This window comes from Kosakonia sp. H7A (assembly GCF_003028445.1).
Lineage (GTDB): Bacteria > Pseudomonadota > Gammaproteobacteria > Enterobacterales > Enterobacteriaceae > Kosakonia > Kosakonia radicincitans.
Genome location: NZ_PYTZ01000010.1, coordinates 152,018 through 175,277, shown reverse-complemented (window position 1 = coordinate 175,277; position 23,260 = coordinate 152,018). Strand labels below are relative to the sequence as shown.

At 54.8% G+C, this 23,260-nt stretch carries 21 protein-coding genes; 15 read left to right on the top strand and 6 right to left on the bottom strand.

Going from position 1 to position 23,260, the window contains the following annotated elements:
- Nucleotides 1-729 precede the first annotated feature (729 nt).
- The 5 genes from pgi (at nt 730) to CWM66_RS24385 (ending at nt 6,605) form a co-directional block, all read left to right on the top strand.
- Nucleotides 730-2,379 (top strand): glucose-6-phosphate isomerase, encoded by a 1,650-nt coding sequence (gene pgi / locus CWM66_RS24405; protein ID WP_107147429.1) that lies wholly within the window; start codon nt 730-732, stop codon nt 2,377-2,379.
- Between the two features lie 452 nt (nt 2,380-2,831).
- Nucleotides 2,832-3,074 carry an exopolysaccharide production protein YjbE gene (gene yjbE, locus CWM66_RS24400; protein ID WP_007372406.1) on the top strand — a complete coding sequence of 81 codons (243 nt, stop codon included), beginning with the start codon at nt 2,832-2,834 and terminating at the stop codon, nt 3,072-3,074.
- 65 nt (nt 3,075-3,139) lie between these two features.
- Complete coding sequence (locus CWM66_RS24395) at nt 3,140-3,778, top strand: YjbF family lipoprotein (protein WP_007372407.1); 639 nt, start codon at nt 3,140-3,142, stop codon at nt 3,776-3,778.
- Nucleotides 3,775-4,512 (top strand): capsule biosynthesis GfcC D2 domain-containing protein, encoded by a 738-nt coding sequence (locus CWM66_RS24390; RefSeq protein WP_007372408.1) that lies wholly within the window; start codon nt 3,775-3,777, stop codon nt 4,510-4,512. The genes CWM66_RS24395 and CWM66_RS24390 overlap by 4 nt, the downstream gene beginning before the upstream one ends.
- Before the next feature lie 2 nt (nt 4,513-4,514).
- Nucleotides 4,515-6,605: a YjbH domain-containing protein gene (locus CWM66_RS24385; RefSeq protein ID WP_007372409.1), complete on the top strand. Its 2,091-nt coding sequence runs from the start codon at nt 4,515-4,517 to the stop codon at nt 6,603-6,605.
- Between the two features lie 34 nt (nt 6,606-6,639).
- Here CWM66_RS24385 and CWM66_RS24380 read toward each other — a convergent pair whose 3' ends face one another.
- The gene (locus CWM66_RS24380; RefSeq protein WP_035942755.1) at nt 6,640-7,101 is read right to left on the bottom strand and encodes an acyltransferase; all 462 of its coding nucleotides are present in this window, start codon (nt 7,099-7,101) and stop codon (nt 6,640-6,642) included.
- A 10-nt stretch (nt 7,102-7,111) separates the two neighbouring features.
- Nucleotides 7,112-7,621, bottom strand: a complete 510-nt coding sequence (locus CWM66_RS24375) for a GNAT family N-acetyltransferase (protein ID WP_007372411.1) — start codon at nt 7,619-7,621, stop codon at nt 7,112-7,114.
- A 138-nt stretch (nt 7,622-7,759) separates the two neighbouring features.
- Between CWM66_RS24375 and psiE the strand changes: the two genes are divergently transcribed.
- Nucleotides 7,760-8,170: a phosphate-starvation-inducible protein PsiE gene (gene psiE, locus CWM66_RS24370; protein WP_007372412.1), complete on the top strand. Its 411-nt coding sequence runs from the start codon at nt 7,760-7,762 to the stop codon at nt 8,168-8,170.
- A 202-nt stretch (nt 8,171-8,372) separates the two neighbouring features.
- Here the strand turns inward: psiE and malG are convergent, their stop codons facing one another.
- The 3 genes from malG to malE form a co-directional block, all read right to left on the bottom strand.
- Nucleotides 8,373-9,263 (bottom strand): maltose ABC transporter permease MalG, encoded by an 891-nt coding sequence (gene malG, locus CWM66_RS24365; RefSeq protein ID WP_007372414.1) that lies wholly within the window; start codon nt 9,261-9,263, stop codon nt 8,373-8,375.
- A 13-nt stretch (nt 9,264-9,276) separates the two neighbouring features.
- On the bottom strand, nt 9,277-10,821 hold the full coding sequence (gene malF / locus CWM66_RS24360) for a maltose ABC transporter permease MalF (protein ID WP_007372415.1): 1,545 nt from the start codon (nt 10,819-10,821) through the stop codon (nt 9,277-9,279).
- A gap of 189 nt (nt 10,822-11,010) precedes the next feature.
- Nucleotides 11,011-12,201: a maltose/maltodextrin ABC transporter substrate-binding protein MalE gene (gene malE / locus CWM66_RS24350; protein ID WP_007372416.1), complete on the bottom strand. Its 1,191-nt coding sequence runs from the start codon at nt 12,199-12,201 to the stop codon at nt 11,011-11,013.
- A gap of 371 nt (nt 12,202-12,572) precedes the next feature.
- On the opposite strand from malE, the gene malK reads away from it, so the two are divergent.
- From malK to ubiA, 5 genes are all read left to right on the top strand, one after another.
- The gene (malK, locus tag CWM66_RS24345) at nt 12,573-13,682 is read left to right on the top strand and encodes a maltose/maltodextrin ABC transporter ATP-binding protein MalK (RefSeq protein ID WP_007372417.1); all 1,110 of its coding nucleotides are present in this window, start codon (nt 12,573-12,575) and stop codon (nt 13,680-13,682) included.
- A gap of 76 nt (nt 13,683-13,758) precedes the next feature.
- Entirely contained in the window at nt 13,759-15,087 is a 1,329-nt protein-coding gene (locus CWM66_RS24340; protein WP_007372418.1) for a maltoporin, read from the top strand.
- Nucleotides 15,088-15,198: 111 nt separating this feature from the next.
- On the top strand, nt 15,199-16,146 hold the full coding sequence (gene malM / locus CWM66_RS24335; protein WP_007372419.1) for a maltose operon protein MalM: 948 nt from the start codon (nt 15,199-15,201) through the stop codon (nt 16,144-16,146).
- 181 nt (nt 16,147-16,327) lie between these two features.
- On the top strand, nt 16,328-16,825 hold the full coding sequence (gene ubiC, locus CWM66_RS24330) for a chorismate lyase (protein WP_071921808.1): 498 nt from the start codon (nt 16,328-16,330) through the stop codon (nt 16,823-16,825).
- Between the two features lie 12 nt (nt 16,826-16,837).
- Nucleotides 16,838-17,707: a 4-hydroxybenzoate octaprenyltransferase gene (gene ubiA, locus CWM66_RS24325; RefSeq protein WP_035889711.1), complete on the top strand. Its 870-nt coding sequence runs from the start codon at nt 16,838-16,840 to the stop codon at nt 17,705-17,707.
- 103 nt (nt 17,708-17,810) lie between these two features.
- Here the strand turns inward: ubiA and plsB are convergent, their stop codons facing one another.
- Nucleotides 17,811-20,234 (bottom strand): glycerol-3-phosphate 1-O-acyltransferase PlsB, encoded by a 2,424-nt coding sequence (plsB, locus tag CWM66_RS24320; RefSeq protein WP_007372422.1) that lies wholly within the window; start codon nt 20,232-20,234, stop codon nt 17,811-17,813.
- A gap of 132 nt (nt 20,235-20,366) precedes the next feature.
- Here plsB and CWM66_RS24315 point away from each other — a divergent pair, with 132 nt between their 5' ends.
- From CWM66_RS24315 to CWM66_RS24300, 4 genes are all read left to right on the top strand, one after another.
- Nucleotides 20,367-20,735 (top strand): diacylglycerol kinase, encoded by a 369-nt coding sequence (locus CWM66_RS24315; protein ID WP_007372424.1) that lies wholly within the window; start codon nt 20,367-20,369, stop codon nt 20,733-20,735.
- A gap of 108 nt (nt 20,736-20,843) precedes the next feature.
- Nucleotides 20,844-21,458: a transcriptional repressor LexA gene (lexA, locus tag CWM66_RS24310; protein ID WP_007372425.1), complete on the top strand. Its 615-nt coding sequence runs from the start codon at nt 20,844-20,846 to the stop codon at nt 21,456-21,458.
- Nucleotides 21,459-21,535: 77 nt separating this feature from the next.
- Nucleotides 21,536-22,870 (top strand): MATE family efflux transporter DinF, encoded by a 1,335-nt coding sequence (gene dinF / locus CWM66_RS24305; protein WP_007372426.1) that lies wholly within the window; start codon nt 21,536-21,538, stop codon nt 22,868-22,870.
- 164 nt (nt 22,871-23,034) lie between these two features.
- A complete protein-coding gene (locus CWM66_RS24300) occupies nt 23,035-23,244 on the top strand; it encodes a CsbD family protein (RefSeq protein ID WP_007372427.1) in 210 nt (69 codons plus the stop codon).
- Nucleotides 23,245-23,260 lie beyond the last annotated feature (16 nt).

Here is a 23,260-nt window from a genome sequence, read left to right as displayed (position 1 = left end):
GTGTTGGCTGCCTTCACTTACCCCGGTCACTTACCGATGTAAGCTCCCGGGGATGCGCTCAGTTGCCGCCTTGCCACAACACGAAATGCGTTGGTAATACTTACCTTCGCTTGCCGCGCTGTGGCGGTGTTGGCTGCCTTCACTTACCCCGGTCACTTACCGATGTAAGCTCCCGGGGATGCGCTCAGTTGCCGCCTTGCCACAACACGAAATGCGTTGGTAATACTTACCTTCGCTTGCCGCGCTGTGGCGGCGTTGGCTGCCTTCACTTACCCCGGTCACTTACCGATGTAAGCTCCCGGGGATGCGCTCAGTTGCCGCCTTGCCACAACACGAAATGCATTGGTAATACATTACCGTCGTCTCTCGCACTGAAGCGGCGTTGGCTCGGGTAACTTAAAACTGGCCGGTGGCGGTGTGCGTGTCGGACCTACATACTCTGTAGGCCGGATAAACGCAGCGCCATCCGGCAAGCTTCTTCTGCGCCCGCGCGCAAGAAGTGTGGTTATAAATAAAGGGTTAGCGGGGGCGCTGTCAACGCCGGGATTATGCGGATTTTTCATGCGGCTTTCGCAATCAGTAAAATGGCTTATGTTATGCGGATAATCGGCCATTTTCGCCGTGCTTGAGCCGCAGAACAGAGGGGCGGGCACAAAAACCATCACAATTTTCCCCGGCAGGCGCTACAATCGACCGCAGTCACAATTCTCAAATCAGAAGAGTATTGCTATGAAAAACATCAACCCAACGCAGACCTCTGCCTGGCAGGCATTACAAAAACACTACGCTGACATGAAGGACGTCACTATCGCGGATCTGTTCGCGAAAGACGGCGACCGTTTTAGTAAGTTTTCCGCAACCTTCGATGATCTGATGCTGGTGGATTTCTCCAAAAACCGCATCACGCAAGAGACTCTGGATAAACTGCTGGCGCTCGCCAAAGAGACCGAGCTGACAGCGGCAATTAAGTCCATGTTCTCCGGCGAAAAGATTAACCGCACCGAAGATCGCGCCGTCCTGCACGTTGCGCTGCGTAACCGTAGCAATACCCCTATTCTGGTTGATGGCAAAGATGTGATGCCGGAAGTGAACGCTGTGCTGGAGAAGATGAAAACCTTCTCTGAAGCGATCATTTCAGGCGCATGGAAAGGCTATACCGGCAAACCGATCACTGACGTGGTGAACATCGGTATTGGCGGCTCCGACCTCGGTCCGTTTATGGTCACCGAAGCACTGCGCCCTTACAAAAATCACCTGAACATGCATTTCGTCTCTAACGTCGATGGTACGCATATCGCCGAAGTGCTGAAAAAAGTGAACCCGGAAACCACGCTGTTCCTCGTGGCCTCTAAAACCTTCACTACCCAGGAAACCATGACCAACGCTCACAGCGCGCGCGACTGGTTCCTGAAAACCGCCGCTGACGAAAAACACGTTGCGAAACACTTCGCCGCACTCTCCACCAACGGCAAAGCGGTTGGTGAGTTTGGTATCGACACCGCGAACATGTTTGAATTCTGGGATTGGGTGGGCGGCCGCTACTCGCTGTGGTCTGCCATCGGTCTGTCGATCATCCTCTCCGTGGGCTTCGACAACTTTGTTGAGCTGCTCTCCGGCGCTCACGCGATGGACAAACACTTCTCCACCACTGAGCTGTCGAAAAACCTGCCGGTGCTGCTGGCGCTGATCGGCATCTGGTACAACAACTTCTTCGGTGCTGAAACCGAAGCGATCCTGCCGTACGACCAGTACATGCACCGTTTTGCCGCCTACTTCCAGCAGGGTAACATGGAATCTAACGGTAAATACGTTGACCGTAACGGCAACGCCGTGGATTACCAGACCGGCCCGATTATCTGGGGTGAGCCGGGAACTAACGGTCAGCACGCGTTCTATCAGCTGATTCACCAGGGAACCAAAATGGTGCCGTGTGATTTCATCGCGCCGGCCATCACCCACAACGCGCTTTCCGATCATCACCAGAAGCTGCTGTCTAACTTCTTCGCACAGACCGAAGCGCTGGCGTTTGGCAAATCCCGTGAAGTGGTTGAGCAGGAATATCGTGATCAGGGTAAAGATCCGGCCACGCTGGAACACGTTGTGCCGTTCAAAGTGTTTGAAGGCAACCGTCCGACCAACTCCATCCTGCTGCGTGAAATCACACCGTTTGGCCTCGGTGCATTGATTGCGCTCTACGAGCACAAGATCTTCACCCAGGGCGCTATCCTCAATATCTTCACCTTTGACCAGTGGGGCGTGGAGCTGGGTAAACAGCTGGCGAACCGCATTCTGCCTGAGCTGGGCGATGATAAAGCCATCTCCAGCCATGACAGTTCAACCAACGGTCTGATTAACCGCTACAAATCCTGGCGCGGCTAATCGAACCATCGACAAAGCGTCGCTTCGGCGGCGCTTTTTTTGCCTGCCGAATATATTAATCCCCTGCGCATATATATTGGTTTCCGGGTTTCCACAATATATAAGCGATTCTGATATTGATATTTCCCCTTTGCTAAATTATGGCGACAGAGATGATTCTCTTCGGCAGATATCGGGGATCAGGTTTATCTGAAAAAGCTGTCATTACTTCCAGGTATTACTATACATTTTAGGACTAGCCTTATTGTATCAACCTTTCGTCATTATTTAATTGTTTGAATTACATAACATTTTTATGTAATTGCTTTCTCAGGTGTACCTTATTTGCCAATTCTCCTAAAAGATTCCCCGCTATTTCCCGTTGCGTAATTCATCTGCTTTAGTTGTGTATACTCGATATCGCCTGAGTTTTTTCAGGTAAATCTCCATTCATTCAATGAAGGGAAATTGATATGAAAAAAGTCCTGTATGGCATTTTTGCCATATCCGCGCTTGCGGCGACTTCTGCTTTTGCTGCACCGGTGCAAATCGGTGAAGCGGCAGGGTCGGCAGCGACCTCTGTCTCGGCAGGTAGTTCTGCTGCGACGAGCGTCAGCACCGTAGGGTCTGCGGTGGGTGTCGCGCTGGCGGCAACCGGTGGCGGTGATGGCTCCAACACGGGAACCACGACCACCACGACCACAAGTACTCAGTAATCACGGGTACATTAACTATAACCACACTTCGGTGTGGTTATTTCCGCCCCTCTCGGAGAAGAGTCGTGAAGCGACCTGGTATTATTTTAATTTGCCTGCTGCTTCAGGCATGTTCCGGCCAAATCAAAGGCCTGGGAAATTCACTGTGGGATAGCGTTTTTGGCGTGCCAGGCGTGCAACTGACAGATGAAGACATTCTCAACATGCCCTATGCCAGCCAGTACATGCAGCTTAACAACGGCCCGCAACTGTTTGTGGTGCTCGCTTTCGACGAAAACGGTCAGCAGAAATGGGTAACGCAGGATCAGGCGACTATCGTGACGCAGCATTACCGCATCGTAAAAACACAACTCAGCGGCGATAACCTGATTGAAGTGAATAACCTGGCATCCGATCCGCTGGCAAAACCGAATCAAATTATTGATGGTGCAAGCTGGACGCGCACCATGGGCTGGACGGAGCACAAACAGGTGCGCTATGCCACCGCACGTTCTGTCTTCCACTGGAACGGCACCGACACCATCAAGCTGGCGAATGATGTCACCGCGGTGCGTATTCTCGACGAGGATGTCACCACAGACGAAAAGAGCTGGCGCAACCGCTTCTGGGTGGATGACGCCGGGGTAATCAGGCAGTCGGAGCAGTATCTGGGCGCAGACTGGTTCCCGGTGAAGACCACACTGATTAAGGCGGCTAAACAATGACGATGCGCACTTTTCTTCTGTTATTAGCCAGCCTCGCTTCTCCGCTCGCGCTGGCCACCGGGACGGTGAATGTCTACGTCGCTGGCGACAGCAAACCGAAAACGTTATCCAACGCTGCGCGTTTGAGCGATCTGGTCGGGCAACCCCGGCTTGCGGATAGCTGGTGGCCCGGTGCCGTGGTCAGTGAACGTCACGCCACGCAGGCGGAGCAGGCCCGGCATCAGGTGTTGTTAACGCGCCTGAGCACGCTTGCTGCTGACGAAAGCGGTAACACTGCCGCTGCCATCAATTCACTGCGCCAGCAGTTGCAGGCGGTGAAAGTGACCGGCAGGCAGATAGTCAATCTTGACCCGGATTACGTTCGTACGCACCGGCTGGCGAACCGTCCGCTGGAGGGTGAATACTCGCTGTGGGTGGGGCCGCAACCGGCCACGATTACCGTGGTAGGGCTGATTAGCAGCCCAGGGAAAAAACCGTTTACACCAGGCAGGGATGTGGTGAGTTACCTGGATGATATGAGCCTGCTCAGCGGCGCGGAACGCAGCTATGCGTGGGTGATTTACCCCACCGGTCAGACACAAAAAGTGCCGGTTGCTTACTGGAACCGCCGCCACGTAGAGCCGATGCCCGGCAGCGTGATTTTCGTTGGCTTCGCTCCGGGGTTGTGGAGCAACGAATATGACGAACTGAATGCCGACATCCTTCAGTCACTGACGCATCGGATACCGGAATAATAATGAAAAAATCGTTTGTAATAAGCCTGTTGGCGCTGGGAATTAGCGCAGCCTGTCACGCAGAATCTTATCCTGATCCGGTGGGGCCATCCCAGTCGGACTTTGGCGGCGTGGGATTGCTGCAAACACCAACCGCACGCATGTCGCGCGAAGGTGAATTGAGTTTTAACTACCGCGATAACAATCAGTACCGTTTCTATTCTGGCTCGATACAACTTTTCCCGTGGCTGGAAACGACGCTACGTTATACCGACGTGCGCACACGCAAATATAGCTCGGTGGAAGCCTTCTCCGGCAATCAGACCTACAAAGATAAAGCCTTCGATGTGAAACTGCGTTTGTGGCAGGAAGGCTACTGGCTACCGGAAGTCTCCCTCGGCGCGCGGGATATCGGCGGGACAGGGCTGTTTGACGGCGAATATCTGGTTGCCAGCAAAGCCTGGGGGCCGTTCGATTTCTCTCTCGGTATCGGCTGGGGTTATCTGGGCACCAGCGGCAATATCAAAAACCCGCTCTGCTCTTATGACGAGAAATACTGTACGCGCGACACCAGCTATAAACAGGCGGGCTCCACCGATACCAGCCAGATGTTTCGCGGCCCGACGGCTCTGTTTGGTGGGGTTGAATATCAGACCCCCTGGAACCCACTGCGTTTAAAACTGGAGTATGAAGGTAACAACTATCAGCAGGATTATGCCGGGAAACTGCCGCAGCGCAGCAAAGTGAACGTTGGCGCGATCTACCGCATTACCGACTGGGCCGACATTAACCTGAGCTATGAGCGCGGCAACACCTGGATGTTTGGTTTTACCCTGCGCAATAATTTCAACGACTTACGTCCCGCTTACAACGATGCGCCGCGGCCGAAGTATCAGCCGCAGCCGCAGGACGCGATCCTGCAACATTCGGTGGTGGCTAATCAGCTTACTCTGTTGAAATATAACGCCGGTTTTGCCGATCCGCAGATCCAGGTGAAAGGCGATACGCTCTATGTGACCGGTCAGCAGGTGAAATACCGTAACACCCAGGAAGGGATTGAGCGGGCAAACCGTATCATCATGAATGACTTGCCGGATGGCATTCGCACCATCCGCGTGACGGAAAATAGCCTTAACATGCCGATCGTCACCACCGAAACGGATGTCGCCAGCCTGAAGCGCCATCTGGAAGGGGAGCCGCTGGGGCAGGATACAGAGCTGGTGCAGAAACGGGTCACGCCAATTGTGCCGGACAGCACAGAGCAGGGCTGGTATATCGATAAATCGTCATTCGATTTCCATATCGATCCGGTGTTGAACCAGTCATTCGGCGGCCCGGAAAGTTTCTACATGTATCAGGTTGGTGTGATGGCAACCGCCGACTGGTGGTGGACCGATCATTTACTGACCACCGGCAGTCTGTTCGCCAACGTGGCTAACAACTACGATAAATTCAGCTATACCTCCAGCGATTCGGCATTGCCGCGCGTGCGTACCCGCGTGCGTGAATATGTGCAAAATGACTACTACGTCAACAACATGCAAGCGAACTACATGCACTACCTGGGGAATAATTTCTATGGTCAGGTGTATGCCGGTTACCTTGAAACCATGTTTGGCGGCGCGGGTGCGGAAGTGCTGTGGCGTCCGGTCGACAGCCACTGGGCGTTCGGTATTGATGGCAACTACGTGAAACAGCGCGACTGGCGCAGCCCGCAGGACATGATGAAGTTCACCGATTACAGCGTGAAAACCGGCCACTTCACCGCGTACTGGACGCCGTGGTTCGCCGACGATGTGCTGATTAAAGCGAGCGCCGGGCAGTATCTGGCAGGGGATAAAGGCGTTACGCTGGATGTCTCGAAACACTTTGATAGCGGCGTGGTCATTGGCGCGTATGCCACGAAGACCAACGTTTCGGCGGCGCAGTACGGGGAAGGGGAGTTCACCAAAGGGGTGTATGTCTCTGTACCGTTGGATTTGTTCACGACCGGCCCGACCCGCAGCCGCGCAGCCGTTGGCTGGACGCCGTTGACGCGTGACGGCGGCCAGAAACTGGGCCGTAAGTTTGAGCTTTATGATATGACCAACGATAAGACGATCAACTTCCAGTAATCCTTCACCCCCTCTCCGGCGGAGAGGGGGCTTTTCACAGTCGCCGCAGTAACCGCGCCGGATTTCCCGCATAGACCCCTTTCTCGTGCAACGATTTCGTTACCACGCTGCCCGCGCCGATAACGCAACCATCGCAAATGGTGACGGCCAGGATCGTGGCGCCGCTACCGACAGAAACATCATTGCCAATCACAATGCGTCCCCAGCTTTCGCGATCGGGATTGGGCTTGCCATCGCGGAACATGTCGTTAGCGAACATCACGCCATGGCCGATAAAGCAACGCTCGCCAAGAGTCACGTACTCGCAGATGAAGCTGTGCGACTCAATTTTGCTCCCCTGGCCAATTCGCGTATGGCCCTGAATTTCCACAAACGGGCCGACAAACACATTGTCGCCGAGAATGCAGTCATACAGATTGGCGGGTTCGTAAATCACCACGTTCTTGCCGCAGGTCACGTTGCGGATGGCGGACTGGCGCACGGTAGCGGTAGGCATGCTGACTCCTTTAGAGCGGTTTACAGAGAATGTGCAGTGTACTTTGCTGAGAAGGGGTACTAAACAAGGTCTCTTTCAGGTGCGTGAATCCCTGGCGGAGATAAAAGCGATGGGCATTGGGATTCGCATCAAGTACCTCCAGCCAGAGCGCGGTTTCGCCACGGCTTTTCGCCACGCGCGCGATCTCCGTCAGCAGCGTTTCGCCGTAGCCGAGGCCGGTTTTGCCCGGCAGAAAATAGAGTTTATGCAGCAGCGTTCCCACTGGGCCATGTTCATCGACAGCGCGATGCCAGGAGACTTTGGCAAAGCCAACCGGCGAGGGATCGCTGGCAATGAACCAGCAACTTTTTTCATCCTGTAAGCTCTGTTGCAGCACCGGCACGGCATACTCTTGCCGGAGGAAATCCTGTAATTCGCTCTGCTCGCGCCACAGATGAGCAAAGTGATGCATGTAGCTGGCAAACCCCATTTCGCTGATTAACGCCGCGTCGTCCACGGATGCTTTACGCATTGTAAGCATGCTCTTTTTTCCTCTTGCATGAAAACGGCTAGCCAGACATGTCACCACGCGCTGTCACAAAAGATAAGTAAATAATGTAGATCCAGATCACATTTTTACGTTATACAGGAGATTCCCCACATAAAATGAGGTGCTGTTATGACGTCGCTAACTCGTCCACGCGCTGAGTTTGTTTCTACTATTTTGCAGACCGTGCTGAACCTGGGTCTGCTGAGCCTGGGGCTGATCCTGATTGTTTTTCTTGGCAAAGAGACGCTGCATCTGGCGGATGTGCTGTTTTCGCCGGTGCAGACCAGCAAGTATGAGCTGGTGGAAGGGCTGGTGGTCTACTTCCTTTATTTTGAATTTATCGCACTGATTGTGAAGTACTTTCAGTCCGGTTTTCATTTCCCGCTGCGCTACTTTATCTATATCGGCATCACCGCGATCGTGCGGTTGATCATCGTCGATCATCAGTCGCCGATGGATGTGCTGATCTACTCTGCGGCGATCCTGCTACTGGTGATCACCCTGTGGTTATGTAACTCCCAACGGCTGAAGCGCGAATAAAAAAAGGCGGCCTTTCGGGCCGCCAACGACTTCACAAGTTAAGTTGAGGGTGCAGTGGCAACGCCCGTCATCTTTCGGGTGATAGCTGTGTTGGCTTCCTTTACTCACCCCAGTCACTTACTTCAGTAAGCTCCCGGGGTTTCGTGCAGTCGCCGCCTTGCTCTAACCCGAAATACTTAGGGCGTGATAACAACGATGAAAGTTAACCTTTTACTCCGCCTGCGGTCAGGCCGTTGACCAGCCAGCGCTGCGCCAGCAGGAACACCAGCGTAATCGGAATGGCGGAGAGCACCGCCGCAGCGGCAAAATCGCCCCACAGATAGTTTTGCGGGTTGAGGTATTGCTGCATGCCGACCGCCAGCGTGTAGCTGTTGACATCGCGCAGCAGCAGCGAGGCCACCGGAACTTCGGTGATGGCCGCGATAAACGACAGAATAAAGACCACCGCCAGGATCGGCACCGACAGCGGCAGCAGCACCAGGCGAAACGCCTGCCACGGCGTGGCGCCATCCAGCGCAGCGGCTTCTTCCAGCGAGCTGTCGATAGTTTCGAAATAGCCCTTAATCGTCCACACATGCAGTGCAATCCCGCCAAGATAAGCAAAGATCACCCCACCGTGCGTATTCAGGCCGATAAACGGCACGTACTGTCCCAGACGATCAAACAACGCATACAGCGCCACCAGCGATAACACCGCCGGGAACATCTGGAAAATCAGCATCCCTTTCAGCAGCGTCGCTTTGCCGGGAAAACGCATACGGGCGAACGCGTATGCGCAGGTAGTGGAGAGCGCGACAATGCCCACGGCAGTAATGGCGGCGATTTTCACCGAGTTCCACAGCCACAGCAGCACCGGGAACGGCGGCGGAGTGACACGCCCGTCGGCATGCTCGACGCTAAAACCCAGCGCCAGTCGCCAGTGCTCCCAGGAGATGTTATCCGGGATCAGGCTGCCGGTAGCGAAGTTACCTTCACGCAGCGAAATGGCGACCACCATCAGCAGCGGGAACATGATGGCGGCAATAAACACCAGCAGTAACGCATGGGTGATAAACAGCCGCAGCTTCTGCGATTTTGCCTGCACCATAGCCATAATGTCGTCCTCCTTAATCGAATTTCATGCGCGTGGCTTTCAGGTTGACGATAGCCAGCGCGCCTACCAGCAGGAAAATCAGCGTGGCGATAGCGGCTGCAAGCCCAAAGTCCTGACCGCCGCCGCCTTCAAAGGCGATGCGGTAGGTGTAGCTCACCAGCAGGTCGGTATAACCCGCCGGAGTGGTGGTGCCGATGCGGTCCGGCCCGCCGTTGGTCAGCAACTGGATCAGCACGAAGTTGTTAAAGTTAAAGGCAAAACTGGCGATCATCAGCGGCGTCAGTGGCTTGATCAACAGCGGGAAAGTGATGCGGAAAAAGTTCTGCAACGGCCCGGCGCCATCCATTGCCGAGGCTTCATACAGATCGTCCGGGATCGCTTTCAGCAGCCCCATGCAAAGGATCATCATGTAGGGATAGCCAAGCCAGGTGTTAACGATCACGATCATCGCGCGGGCAGTGGTCGGATCGCTGAACCAGGCCGGTTTAATGCCGAACAGCGCGCTCAGCATCATGTTGATCTCACCGAAGCTCTGGTTAAACAGCCCTTTAAAGATCAGGATCGAGATAAACGACGGCACCGCGTAAGGCAGAATCAGCAGCACGCGGTAAATCGCTTTGCCTTTCAGCGACTCCCACTGCACAACGCAGGCCAGCACCATGCCGACGGCGACGGTCAGCACCACCGTGAGAATGGAGAAGATCACCGTCCAGATAAAGATCTCGATAAACGGTTTCTGGATACCTTCATCGGTAAAGACGCGGGTGAAGTTATCCCAGCCGATGGTCACCGTATAACCAGGGCTGAGTTTTTCGCTGCCCCAGCTACCGTCAGCATTAATCGCCTGGTAGAAACCGATGTCGTTATTTGGCCGGTATTTGGCGCCGCTCTGGTTGTTGGTCAGCGTACCGTCCTGCGCGAGCTGGTAGAGCGGGCGCGTGCCGGAAAACTGGCGCAGCGAGCTCATTATCACTTTGCTCTCATCCGGCAGGATGGCGGTAAGCTGGTTCAGCGCCTGACGATTTTGCGTAATGACACGCAAATTAGCGCGTTCACCGGTCGGCAGCGCTGGCACCTCTTTCAGAGCCAGTTGCTGTTCGCCGCCAGGTTTAAAGGCGTCGGAGAGGTAATTTTTGCCGCTGTCGCCATCGGTGAGCGCCAGCCGCCATTCATCCCCTTCCGGATAAAGACCAAAGTTGTAGGCTTTTCCCGCCTGGAAGGAGCGATCGAGCAGCACCTGCTGCGCGCGTTCCTGCGTTAACTGGTTGGTACTGCTGTAGTTGGTAAAGGCGATGGCGATCGTACAAATCAGCGGGAACAGGACGAACAGCCCCATCCCGGCCATGCCCGGATAAACATAGCGCCAGGCGTAGGTTTTACGGTTGGCGAAAATATACAGGCCCGCCGAACTGAGCACGAGCGTGGTAATGGCGAAAAGGTATTCCCCCTGGGCATACATCATAACGACAAGGTATGCCACCAGCAGCCCGATCAGGGTAATGACGGTCCAGGCAAGCTGTGGGCTTTGCCACCAATGGCGCTTCTTTACAACATCCATGGGGATTTCCTCTCTACGCGGCACTCTTCACGCGGCCTCTTTGTTGGCTACGGTTGCGCACCCCAGTCACTTACTTTTGTAAGCGCCCGGGGATACACAACCTTGCCGCCGCGATGTCGCGCGAATAATGCCGTGTATACAACTGTCCAGGTTGCCTTATCCTTTTCCGGGGATAAGGCATTCACATTTTTACTTGGTAATGCGACCCTGCGCGTCTTTCAGTGCAGCATCAACGGTCTGACGATCGCTCACGGCATTGATAACGGCAGTGCGGGTGGCATACCAGAAGGCGGCCATCTGCGGGATGTTCGGCATAATTTCACCGGTTTTTGCGTTAGCCATGGTGGCAGCAATGCGCGGATCTTTCGCTAACTCTTCCTGGTACGATTTCAGCGCTACGGCGCCCAGCGGTTTGTCCTTGTTGACATCCGCCAGACCGGCATCGGTCAGCAGGTAGTTTTCCAGGAACTCTTTTGCCAGTTCTTTGTTCGGGCTGGCGGCGTTAATGCCTGCGCTCAGCACGCCGACGAACGGTTTGGATGGTTTACCGTGGAAGGTTGGCAGCGGTGCGACGCCGTAATTGATCTTGCTCTTATCAATGTTGGCCCATGCCCACGGACCATTGATGGTCAGCGCGGTTTCGCCTTTGTTGAACGCCGCTTCAGCGATGGAGTAATCCGTGTCGGCATTCATGTGTTTATCTTTAATCAGCTTGACGAGAAAGCCGAGGCCCGCTTTCGCGCCTGCATTGTCAACGCCGACATCTTTCACATCGTATTTGCCGTTTTCATACTTGAACGCGTAACCGCCGTCGGCAGCGATCAGCGGCCAGGTGAAGTACGGTTCTTGCAGGTTAAACATCAGCGCGCTCTTACCTTTCGCTTTCAGCTGTTTATCCAGCGCCGGGATCTCTTCCCAGGTTTTTGGCGGGTTCGGTACGAGGTCTTTGTTATAAATCAGCGACAGCGATTCGACAGCAATCGGGTAAGCGATTAATTTGCCGTTGTAGCGCACGGCGTCCCAGGTGAAGGGGAACAGCTTGTCCTGGAAGGCTTTGTCCGGGGTGACTTCTGCCAGCAGGCCAGATTGCGCGTAGCCGCCAAAGCGGTCGTGCGCCCAGAAGATAATGTCCGGGCCATCGCCGGTCGCGGCAACCTGCGGGAATTTCTCTTCCAGCTTGTCCGGATGTTCAACCGTCACTTTGATGCCGGTGTCTTTCTCGAATTTCTTACCCACTTCGGCAAGGCCGTTATAGCCTTTATCGCCATTGATCCAGATAACCAGCTTACCTTCTTCGATTTTGGCGAGGGCAGAGGCGGAGAACATCATCGTCGCCAGTGCGGACAATGCGAGGATGCGTGCGCCTGTTTTGATTTTCATATATCCCGTCCTATTTGGTGATGTGCTCGTGGATACGTGCAAGGTGGTCTGACGGGATTAGTCTCCTTTTTTGACAAGTACTTCTCATCCTCCTTATCCCTACGCCCCTGGGGCGATTTGTGTGATCTGTGTTACATAGATTTTCATTATGTGTGTCAGAGCACATAAAAAAGAGCCGATTTTTGCAGGTTTCGTCACGAAAATGCCTGTCACCCGGCGATACGGGGTGCAGAGCAAACCTTCTCATCCTCCCGCCTCCTCCCCCATAAAAAACCGCAGGGGTGGAGGATTCGCCCGCTGTACTGATGCCCCATAGTCAGCCAACGTTGAATGTTTCTGTTGGTGACAGGTTGTAACGAAGGGAGAAGGGCATGGCGAGCGTACAGCTTCGTAACGTAACGAAAGCCTGGGGCGATGTAGTGGTCTCAAAAGAGATCAATCTCGACATTCACGAAGGTGAATTTGTGGTGTTTGTCGGCCCGTCAGGCTGTGGTAAATCGACGCTGCTGCGCATGATTGCCGGGCTGGAAACCATTACCAGCGGGGAGTTGTTTATCGGCGATACCCGCATGAATGATGTTCCCCCCGCCGAACGCGGCGTCGGGATGGTATTTCAGTCCTACGCGCTTTATCCGCACCTGTCGGTAGCGGAAAACATGTCTTTCGGCCTGAAGTTAGCGGGTGCGAAAAAAGAGATCATTAAATCGCGCGTCACTCAGGTGGCGGAGGTGTTGCAACTGGCGCACTTGCTGGAACGCAAACCGAAAGCGCTCTCTGGCGGCCAGCGCCAGCGCGTGGCGATTGGTCGTACGCTGGTGGCTGAACCCAGCGTCTTCTTACTTGATGAACCCCTTTCCAACCTTGATGCCGCGCTGCGCGTGCAGATGCGTATTGAGATCTCCCGTCTGCATAAACGCCTTGGCCGCACGATGATTTACGTCACCCACGATCAGGTCGAAGCCATGACGCTGGCCGACAAGATTGTGGTGCTGGACGCCGGTCGCGTAGCGCAGGTCGGGAAACCACTGGAACTCTATCACTACCCGGCTGACCGCTTTGTTGCGGGCTTTATTGGCTCGCCGAAGATGAATTTCCTGCCGGTAAAAGTGACGGCCACCGCCATTGAACAGGTGCAGGTTGAGCTGCCTAACCGCCAGCAGGTTTGGCTGCCGGTGGACAGCGCCAATGTGCAGGTCGGCGCGAATATGTCTTTGGGCATTCGCCCGGAGCATCTACTTCCAAGCGACATCGCCGATGTCACGCTGGAAGGGGAAGTGCAGGTCGTAGAACAGCTTGGTCACGAAACACAAATTCATATCCAGATCCCCGCAATACGCCAGAACCTGGTCTACCGCCAGACTGACGTCGTGCTGGTAGAAGAGGGTGCCACATTCGCTATCGGCTTACCGCCGGAGCGCTGCCATCTGTTCCGTGAAGATGGCACCGCCTGCCGCCGGTTACACAAAGAGCCGGGTGTTTGAGCGTACCCCAAAAAAACTTACACCAACCCTTCCAGGGCCAAGTGTAAACAGAAAAGCAATGATCTCAGGAGATAGAATGATGATTACTCTGCGCAAACTACCCCTGGCTCTCGCCATTACCGCAGGCATTTTGTCTGCGCAGGCGGGCGCCGTCGACTTCAAAGGTTACGCGCGTTCCGGCATCGGCTGGACCGGCAGCGGCGGCGAGCAGCAATGCTTCCAGGCGACCGGTGCAGGTGCTAAATACCGTCTCGGTAACGAATGTGAAACCTACGCAGAATTAAAACTCGGCCAGGAAGTGTGGAAAGAGGGCGATAAGAGCTTCTACTTCGACACGAACGTGGCCTACTCCGTGTCACAGCAAAATGACTGGGAAGCCACCAGCCCGGCTTTCCGTGAAGCGAACGTACAGGGTAAAAACCTGATCGATGCGCTGCCAGGTGCCACCATCTGGGCCGGTAAACGCTTCTACCAGCGTCATGATGTGCACATGATCGACTTCTACTACTGGGATATCTCAGGCCCGGGCGCAGGTCTGGAAAACGTCGATCTTGGCTTCGGTAAACTCTCTCTGGCGGCAACCCGTTCTTCTGAATCTGGCGGCTCTGTTACCTTCAGTAGCCCGGGCGTGTATGACGTGGTTAAAGATACCGCCAACGACGTCTTCGATGTGCGTTTAGCCGGTCTTCAGACCAACCCGGACGGCATGCTGGAACTGGGCTTTGATTACGGTCGTGCAAACAAAACCGACAATTACCGCTATGTGAACGACAACGATTCGAAAGATGGCTGGATGTTCACTGCTGAACATACCCAGAGCATGCTGAAAGGCTACAACAAGTTTGTTCTGCAGTACGCAACCGACGCCATGACCACGCAGGGTAAAGGTATTCCGCAAGGGACTTACCAATCCGGCGACTATGACGATTTCGTCGGTGGTAACAACGACGGTAAGCTGTGGCGCGTGCTGGATCACGGTGCAATCACGCTGAGTGAGAAATGGGACCTGATGTATGTCGGTATGTATCAGAAGCAGGATCTCGATTCTAAACTCGGCACCGACTGGTGGACCGTGGGCGTTCGTCCAATGTACAAATGGACGCCAATCATGAGCACCCTGCTGGAAGTGGGCTACGACAACGTGAAATCCCAGCAGACCGGCGACAGAAACAGCCAGTACAAAATCACCCTTGCACAGCAATGGCAGGCAGGCGACAGCATCTGGTCTCGTCCGGCAATTCGTATTTTCGCGACCTATGCGAAATGGGATGAGAAATGGGGCTACATCAAAAACGGTGATTCTGTAACGCGCTTCGCTGCGGCGAACGACTCTGGTTTCACCACCACCAGCCGTGGCGACAACGATGAGTGGAGCTTCGGCGCACAGATGGAAATCTGGTGGTAATCCACGCTTAACCTGACGTAATGACCAAAAGAGGGGCGCAAGCCCCTCAACCCTTGGGTCAGCGCGCTATTGCCTGGCGTTCGCTGTTCCCGTGCAGAAAAGGTGATAACAATGAAAATGAAAAAAAATCTCGTCGCCCTGTGCCTGACCGCCGGTTTACTGGCGGGCGCTCCCGGGGTTAGCTTCGCTGATGTCAATTTTGTCCCGCAAAACACCACTGCCGCGCCGTCAATTCCGGCATCGGCATTACAGCAACTGACCTGGACGCCGGTCGATCAATCGAAAACTCAATCCACGCAGCTGGCAACCGGCGGTCAACGCCTCGATGTGCCGGGTATTAGCGGCCCGGTTGCGGCGTGGAGCGTACCGGCGAACATCGGCGAACTGACGCTGACGTTAACCAGCGAAGTGGATAAGCAAACCAGCGTATTTGCGCCGAACGTGCTGATTCTTGATCAAAACATGACGCCTTCAGCCTATTTCCCCAGCGAGTACTTTACCTATCAGGAACCCGGTGTGATGAGCGCCGATCGTCTGGAAGGGGTAATGCGCCTGACGCCTGCGCTGGGACAACAAAAAATCTATGTACTTGTTTTTACTACAAACAACGACTTACAGCGCACTACGAAATTAATCGATCCGGCAAAAGCCTATGCCAAAGGCACCGGCAATGCGGTGCCGGATATTCCTGATCCTATTGCGAAGCACGGCACTGACGGAAAACTGACGCTGAAAGTGAAAAACAGCAGCGGTTCCAGCGTGCTGGTCGGCCCGCTGTTTGGCTCTTCTGGCCCAGGCCCGGTCACCGTGGGTAACACTGCGGCGCCGGTCTATAGCGCACAACCTGCGCCGGTAGCGGCTCCGGCTGTTGCTCCTGCGCCAGCCGCGAAAAGCGAGCCAATGCTGAATGATACGGAGAGTTATTTCAATCAGGCCATCAAACAGGCCGCTGCCAAAGGCGATATTGATAAGGCGCTGAAATTGTTGAATGAAGCTGAACGCCTCGGGTCAAAAACCGCCCGTGCCACTTTTATCAGCAGTGTAAAAGGCAAGGGGTAACCCATCCCCGCACTGCCGATATTTTGCAGTAACTGGTGCGTCGCCTGGCGCACCCTTTTTCCGGCGCAGATGCGCGCTGTTGCGCATCTGTTGCGCTGATGAAAACCGTTTGAAGTTTCCCCGCACGAGCCTGCCTGTTCTGCGATACACTATTGCTACGTTATGTACCGGAGAGTAAGGCATGTCACACCCTGCGCTTACGCAATTGCGTGCGCTGCGCTATGTAGACGCAATACCCGAACTGGAACCACAACTGCTGGACTGGCTGTTGCTGGAAGATTCCATGACCAAACGTTTTGAGCAGCAAGGTAAAAAAGTCAGCGTCACATTGATTCAGGAAGGCTTTGTCACGGCGGACGAGATTGCGCCCGAACGCGCACATTTACCGGAAGAGGCACGTTACTGGTTACGGGAGATTATCCTTTGCGCAGATGGTGAACCCTGGCTTGCCGGGCGCACCGTTGTGCCGGAATCGACCCTGAGCGGCCCGGAGATGGCGCTGCAACGGCTGGGCAATACGCCGCTTGGGCGATATCTCTTTACCTCTTCAACGCTTACGCGTGATTTTATTGATATTGGCCGTTATGAGCAGCTGTGGGGACGGCGTTCCCGCCTGCGTCTGGGGGGGAAACCCTTGATGCTTACAGAACTGTTTTTGCCTGCGTCGCCGCTGTACTAAGAGGAAAATAGAATGGAGTGGAGTCTCACGCAGACTAAGTTGTTAGCCTTTCACAGGCTTATGCGTACGGACAAACCGATTGGCGCGTTGTTGCTGTTGTGGCCAACGCTGTGGGCGTTATGGGTGGCAACGCCTGGCGTGCCGCCGCTGTGGATCTTACTGGTGTTTGTTGCGGGCGTCTGGCTGATGCGCGCGGCGGGCTGCGTGGTGAATGATTACGCGGATCGCAAATTCGACGGGCATGTTAAACGCACGGCGAACCGACCGCTGCCCAGCGGCGCGGTCACGGAAAATGAAGCGCGGGTGTTGTTTGTTGTTCTGGTGCTGCTGGCCTTTGCGCTGGTGCTGACGCTGAATATGATGACCATCCTGCTGTCGGTGGCGGCGCTGGCGCTGGCGTGGGTTTATCCGTTTATGAAGCGCTACACGCATCTGCCGCAGGTGGTGCTCGGCGCGGCATTTGGCTGGTCAATTCCGATGGCGTTTGCAGCTGTAAGCGAATCTGTACCGCTAAGCTGCTGGACCATGTTTTTCGCCAATATTCTGTGGGCGGTGGCCTACGATACCCAGTACGCTATGGTTGATCGCGATGATGATGTGAAGATTGGCATCAAGTCGACGGCGATTTTGTTTGGTCGCTACGACAAGCTAATTATTGGTATTTTGCAGGTTGCCGTGCTGGCGCTGATGGCGTCCATTGGCTGGCTGAACGGGCTGGGCTGGGCGTATTACGCTGCGGTACTGGTGGCGGGCGTGCTGTTTGTTTATCAACAGATATTGATTGCGGGGCGCGAACGCGACGCCTGTTTTAAAGCTTTTATGAATAACAACTACGTGGGGCTGGTGCTGTTTTTAGGGCTGGCTTTTAGTTACCTGCACTGAATCTAAAAACTGCCGGACGCGGCTGCATGTTATCCGGCCTGCGGGGTTCTCTCATCCCACAGGCCGGATAAGCGCAAGCGACATCCGGCGGATACGTCCCGGCTTACACTTCCGCTTGCGTCGCGCTTTCAATCGTCAGACGCACATCCGACGTTATCAAGTCTGCCAGCATCTGGTAAACGCCCAGCGTTCGCGTCGGGTCTGCATCGCCGCTGTCGCTGATATACCCTTCATCACGCAGCGTTAACACCAGCGTGGAGAATACCGCTTTGTCGAAGAATTCCGGCGCGTTGATGCCATGCAGCACAGACAGACGTTGCGCCAGCGTGCGGCTCTCTTTTTCCAGCGTGCTGCGGTTCATTGACGGCGTGTTGCCAAGCAGCCAGAAGGTGATGGCATAGCGCTGTAACGTCTCGCGCGCACCGGCGGCCAGCAGTTGCAGCGTCCGGGAATGGGCCGGGTTGATGCTCAGGAGATCGTCTTTGACGGTAATTAAGCCCTGGCGCAGCAGCTCTTGCGTCAGGTTTTCCAGCACTTCCGCCAGCTCGGCTTTTTCCCAGCGCAGGAACAGTTCGGCTTTCAGCAGCGGATAGAGCAGCTCAACGTGACGCAGAATATCGCTACGGGAGATGGCGCGATGCTGGGTCACGATCGCCGCCATCAGCGACGGCAGCATCAGCATGTGGGCAATGTTGTTGCGGTAATAGGTCATCAATACTGCCTGTTCGCGCGGCAGAATAATGATATCGCCGATGGTGTCTTTCTCGACTTCGAACTTATTCATCTGCAACGCGTGGTCGATAAGCGCGTCCGCGCTGGCGGCAGGCGTTGTTGAATCCGGCGAGTAAGGCACATTGCGCATCAGTTCGAGGTAGCAACTGAGTTGTTCGGTTAACTGCTCGCGCGTCAATGAACGCTGGCGCGATGCCAGCAGCGCCGTACAGCACAGGTTCATGGCGTTGGCCGCACCGGCATTGTTAATGCGAACCATCAAATCGGCGGCAATGTTATTTACCGTCGGCGTCAGCCATGCCGGGCGAATCGCTTCGATGGGATCGATAGATTCGCGCCACTCCGGAACATGGTGATTCAGGTAGTTCATCAGCGGAATGGGTTCACCGAAGTTCACATAACCTTGCCCCAGATTGCGCAGCTTGCTCAGCCCGCGCACCATCTGCACCAGGCTCTCTTTCTCTTTGGTTGCGCCGCGCAGCTCTTTCGCATAGGTGCCCACCTCCATCACATGCTCATAACCGATATAAATCGGTACCAGCGTGATTGGGCGCGTACCGCCGCGCAGCATCGCCTGGATGGTCATCGACAGCGTACCGGTTTTCGGGTCCAGCAAACGCCCGGTACGTGAACGACCACCCTCGACGAAATACTCAACCGAATAACCGCGGCTGAACAGTTCGCCCAGATATTCGCGGAACACAGTGGAGTAGAGTTTGTTGCCTTTAAAGGTACGGCGAATAAAGAAGGCGCCCAGGCGGCGGAAAATCGGCCCGGCGGGCCAGAAGTTCAGGTTGATGCCTGCGGCAATGTGCGGCGGCACCAGCCCCTGGTGATAGAGCACATATGAGAGCAGCAGATAGTCCATATGGCTGCGATGGCAGGGCACATAGACAATCTCATGGCCGTCGTGCGCAAGCTGGCGCACGCGTTCGGCGTTGTGCACGTTGATCCCCTGATAGAGACGGTTCCAGGTAAAGCCGAGGATACGGTCGGTCAGACGGATCATTTCGTACGAGAAGTTGGCGGCAATCTCTTCCATCAGCGCGATAGCGTTTTGCTGCGCTTTGTCGTGAGAGATTTTTTTGCTGCGCGCTTCGTCTTCGACCGCACGGGCAATCGCTTTAGAAGAGAGCAGCTTATTGAACAGATCCTGACGCGCCGGCAGACGCGGCCCAACGGCGGCCAGACGCTGTCGCGCGAAATGCATACGCGCCACACGCGCCAGTTTCTGCGCGATAATTTTATCGGTGCCGTGCTCGGTCGCCATGCGGCGCAGGGAGACGGGCGGCGAGAAGCGCACAAAGCTATCGCGGCCAAGCCAGGAGATCGCGAAGAATTTCTGGATGCCGTTCAGCATGCGCAGCGGCGGATTAATCTCGCCTTTTTCACGCCCCGGAGAGCGGCCAAACATCACCGATACCGGCACCATTTGCACATCCAGATCCGGATGGCTGCGGTGTAAATCCAGGTAGTCGTGGAACAGTTTGATGGACTCTTCTTTTGGCGTGTAATAGGTAAACACGCGCGGCCCGCCATGAATAAACACGAAACGCGGCAGTAATACGCCGTCGATTTCCAGGGGTTCCAGGGGATCGGGCAGTTCGTGCGCCAGACACTGAGCACGCAACGTCATCAAATCTGCCTTAGAGTTATAAGGCAGCACGTACATAATAGGACGTGAAGTATCGAGACCCAGTTCCTGTGCAGGTTCTGCAGGTATCGATTTACTTTTTACCAGTACACTTAATGGTAAATTCAGTAATTTGTAGTAAATTCGTGGCCAACCGGACATAAAAGATGAAAAGCCTCTGGTTAATAATAGTGCCATTGCGCCGCAAGAATATCAGAAAGCGCACGTAATTTCTGTTGTACCTCAGTACGCTGATGTAGACATTGACGTTTATTACATAAAAAGGTTCTTTTCATGGCCAATAATACCACCGGAATTACCCGAATCATTAAAGCAGCAGGTTACTCATGGAAGGGCGTTCGCGCTGCATGGATCAATGAAGCCGCCTTCCGTCAGGAGCTGGTAGCCGTTGTTTTAGCTATCATTATTGCTTGCTGGCTGGACATTGACACGGTCACACGGGTATTGCTGATTAGCTCGGTGTCGCTAGTAATGATTGTTGAAATCCTAAATAGTGCAATTGAAGCTGTCGTAGACCGAATTGGTTCTGAATTTCACGAACTTTCCGGTCGGGCGAAGGATATGGGATCGGCGGCAGTGCTGATGTCGATCCTGCTGGCGCTGTTTACCTGGATCTCGCTTCTTTGGTCGCATTTTCGATAACGCTTCCAGAAATCAATAACTCCCTGGTTTTTTGCTTAAATTTGGTTCCAAAATCGCCTTTGACTGTATATACTCACAGCATAACTGTATATACACCCAGGGGGCGGGATGAAAGCATTAACGGCCAGGCAGCAAGAGGTGTTCGATCTCATCCGCGATCGCATCACCCAAACCGGTATGCCACCAACGCGTGCGGAAATCGCACAGCAATTGGGGTTCCGTTCCCCAAATGCGGCTGAAGAACACCTGAAAGCGCTTGCGCGCAAAGGGGTTATCGAAATCGTCTCCGGCGCATCGCGTGGTTTGCGTCTGCTGCTGGAAGAAGAAGAGGATATCGGTTTACCGCTGATTGGCCGCGTTGCTGCGGGTGAACCGCTGCTGGCGCAACAGCATATCGAGGGTCACTACCAGGTCGATCCCGATCTCTTCAAGCCTCACGCGGATTTCCTGCTGCGCGTCAGCGGTATGTCGATGAAAGACATCGGTATTATGGACGGCGATCTGCTCGCAGTGCATAAAACGCAGGACGTGCGTAACGGCCAGGTGGTCGTCGCACGTATTGATGATGAAGTTACCGTGAAACGTCTGAAAAAACAGGGTAACACCGTCGAACTGCTGCCGGAAAACAGCGAGTTTTCCCCGATCGTCGTCGATCTGCGCGATCAAAACTTCACCATTGAAGGGCTGGCGGTTGGCGTCATCCGTAATGGTACATGGCTCTAACGCCTGTTCTTTTCGCAGCGACACAGAATACCGTGGCGCTGCGTAATACACTTTTCCCCCATTGATTCGACACTGCCATGCCGTTGCTGAACGCATCTGACAGAGCACTGTGGCGGCTTGCGCTGCCTATGATCTTCTCCAATATCACTGTTCCGTTACTGGGACTGGTGGATACCGCCGTGGTCGGGCACCTGGATAGCCCTGTTTACCTCGGCGGCGTGGCGATTGGCGCAACGGCAACCAGCTTTTTGTTTATGCTGCTGCTGTTTTTGCGGATGAGCACAACCGGTCTTACGGCACAGGCGTTTGGCGCTAAAAACGCACCTGCGCTGGCGCGCGCGCTGGTACAACCGCTGCTACTGGCGCTGTTGGCTGGCGGGGGAATTATGTTGCTGCGTACGCCGCTCATCGATCTGGCGCTGCACATCACCGGTGGGAGCGAAGCCGTGCTGGAACAAGCGCGGCGCTTTCTTAATATCCGCTGGCTGAGTGCGCCAGCGTCGTTGGGAAATCTGGTATTACTCGGCTGGTTGCTGGGCGTGCAGTATGCCCGTGCTCCGGTGATCCTGCTGGTGGTAGGGAACCTCCTCAACATTGTTCTCGACCTGTGGCTGGTGATGGGTCTGCACATGAATGTGCAGGGGGCAGCGCTCGCCACCGTTGTGGCTGAGTATGCGACTTTCGCCATCGGTCTGCTGATGGTGCACCGCGTGTTGGTGATGCGCGGCATCACCCTGCCAGCGCTGAAAAATGCCTGGCGCGGCGGTATGCGGCGCTTATTAGCGCTTAACCGCGATATCATGCTGCGCTCGCTGCTCTTGCAGCTCTGCTTTGGCTCAATCACCGTACTGGGCGCGCGTCTTGGTGGCGAGACAGTCGCCGCTAACGCGGTGCTGATGATGTTTCTCACCTTTACAGCGTATGCGCTGGATGGTTTTGCCTACGCGGTCGAAGCGCATTCCGGGCAGGCCTACGGCGCGCGCGACGGCAGTCAATTGATGGAAGTCTGGCGAGCGGCGTGCCGCCAGGCCGGGCTGGTGGCGCTGTTCTTTGCGGCGATTTATGCGCTGGCAGGCGACAACATTATTGCCTTGCTGACTTCGCTTCCTGCCTTGCAGACGCTCGCCGGGCATTATCTGTTCTGGCAGGTGATTCTGCCGCTGGTGGGCGTGTGGTGCTACTTGCTGGATGGCATGTTTGTCGGTGCCACACGCGCTGCGGAGATGCGTAACAGTATGGCGATTGCCGCTGCCGGGTTTGCTGTCACGCTGCTGACGGTTCCGGTGTTGGGGAATCACGGTTTATGGCTGTCGCTGACCGTCTTTCTCGCCCTGCGCGGGCTTACGCTTGCCTGGCTGTGGCGTCGCCACTGGCGTAATGGCAGCTGGTTTTCCGACGCGAATCCTTCCTGATATTGCCAGTTTTTTGCCTGTTCCCTCGTCTCGCTTATGCTGTTTTTAATCATCTCGACGGTTAAAGATTCCGAATAAAAATCGATTGCCGGAATCCTTAACTACAATAATCAGTACGTTCAGCAGAACGATTACCTATTTAACCGAACGATAAGGAGTCAACGATGAATAAAGACGAAGTCGGCGGTAACTGGAAACAGTTCAAAGGCACTGTTAAAGAAAAATGGGGCAAACTGACCGATGATGATATGACCATCATCGAAGGTAAACGTGACCAGCTGGTAGGTAAAATCCAGGAGCGTTACGGTTATGCCAAAGACCAGGCGGAGAAAGAAGTTACAGATTGGGAAACGCGTAACGACTACCGCTGGTAGCCTGCACATCCCCTCA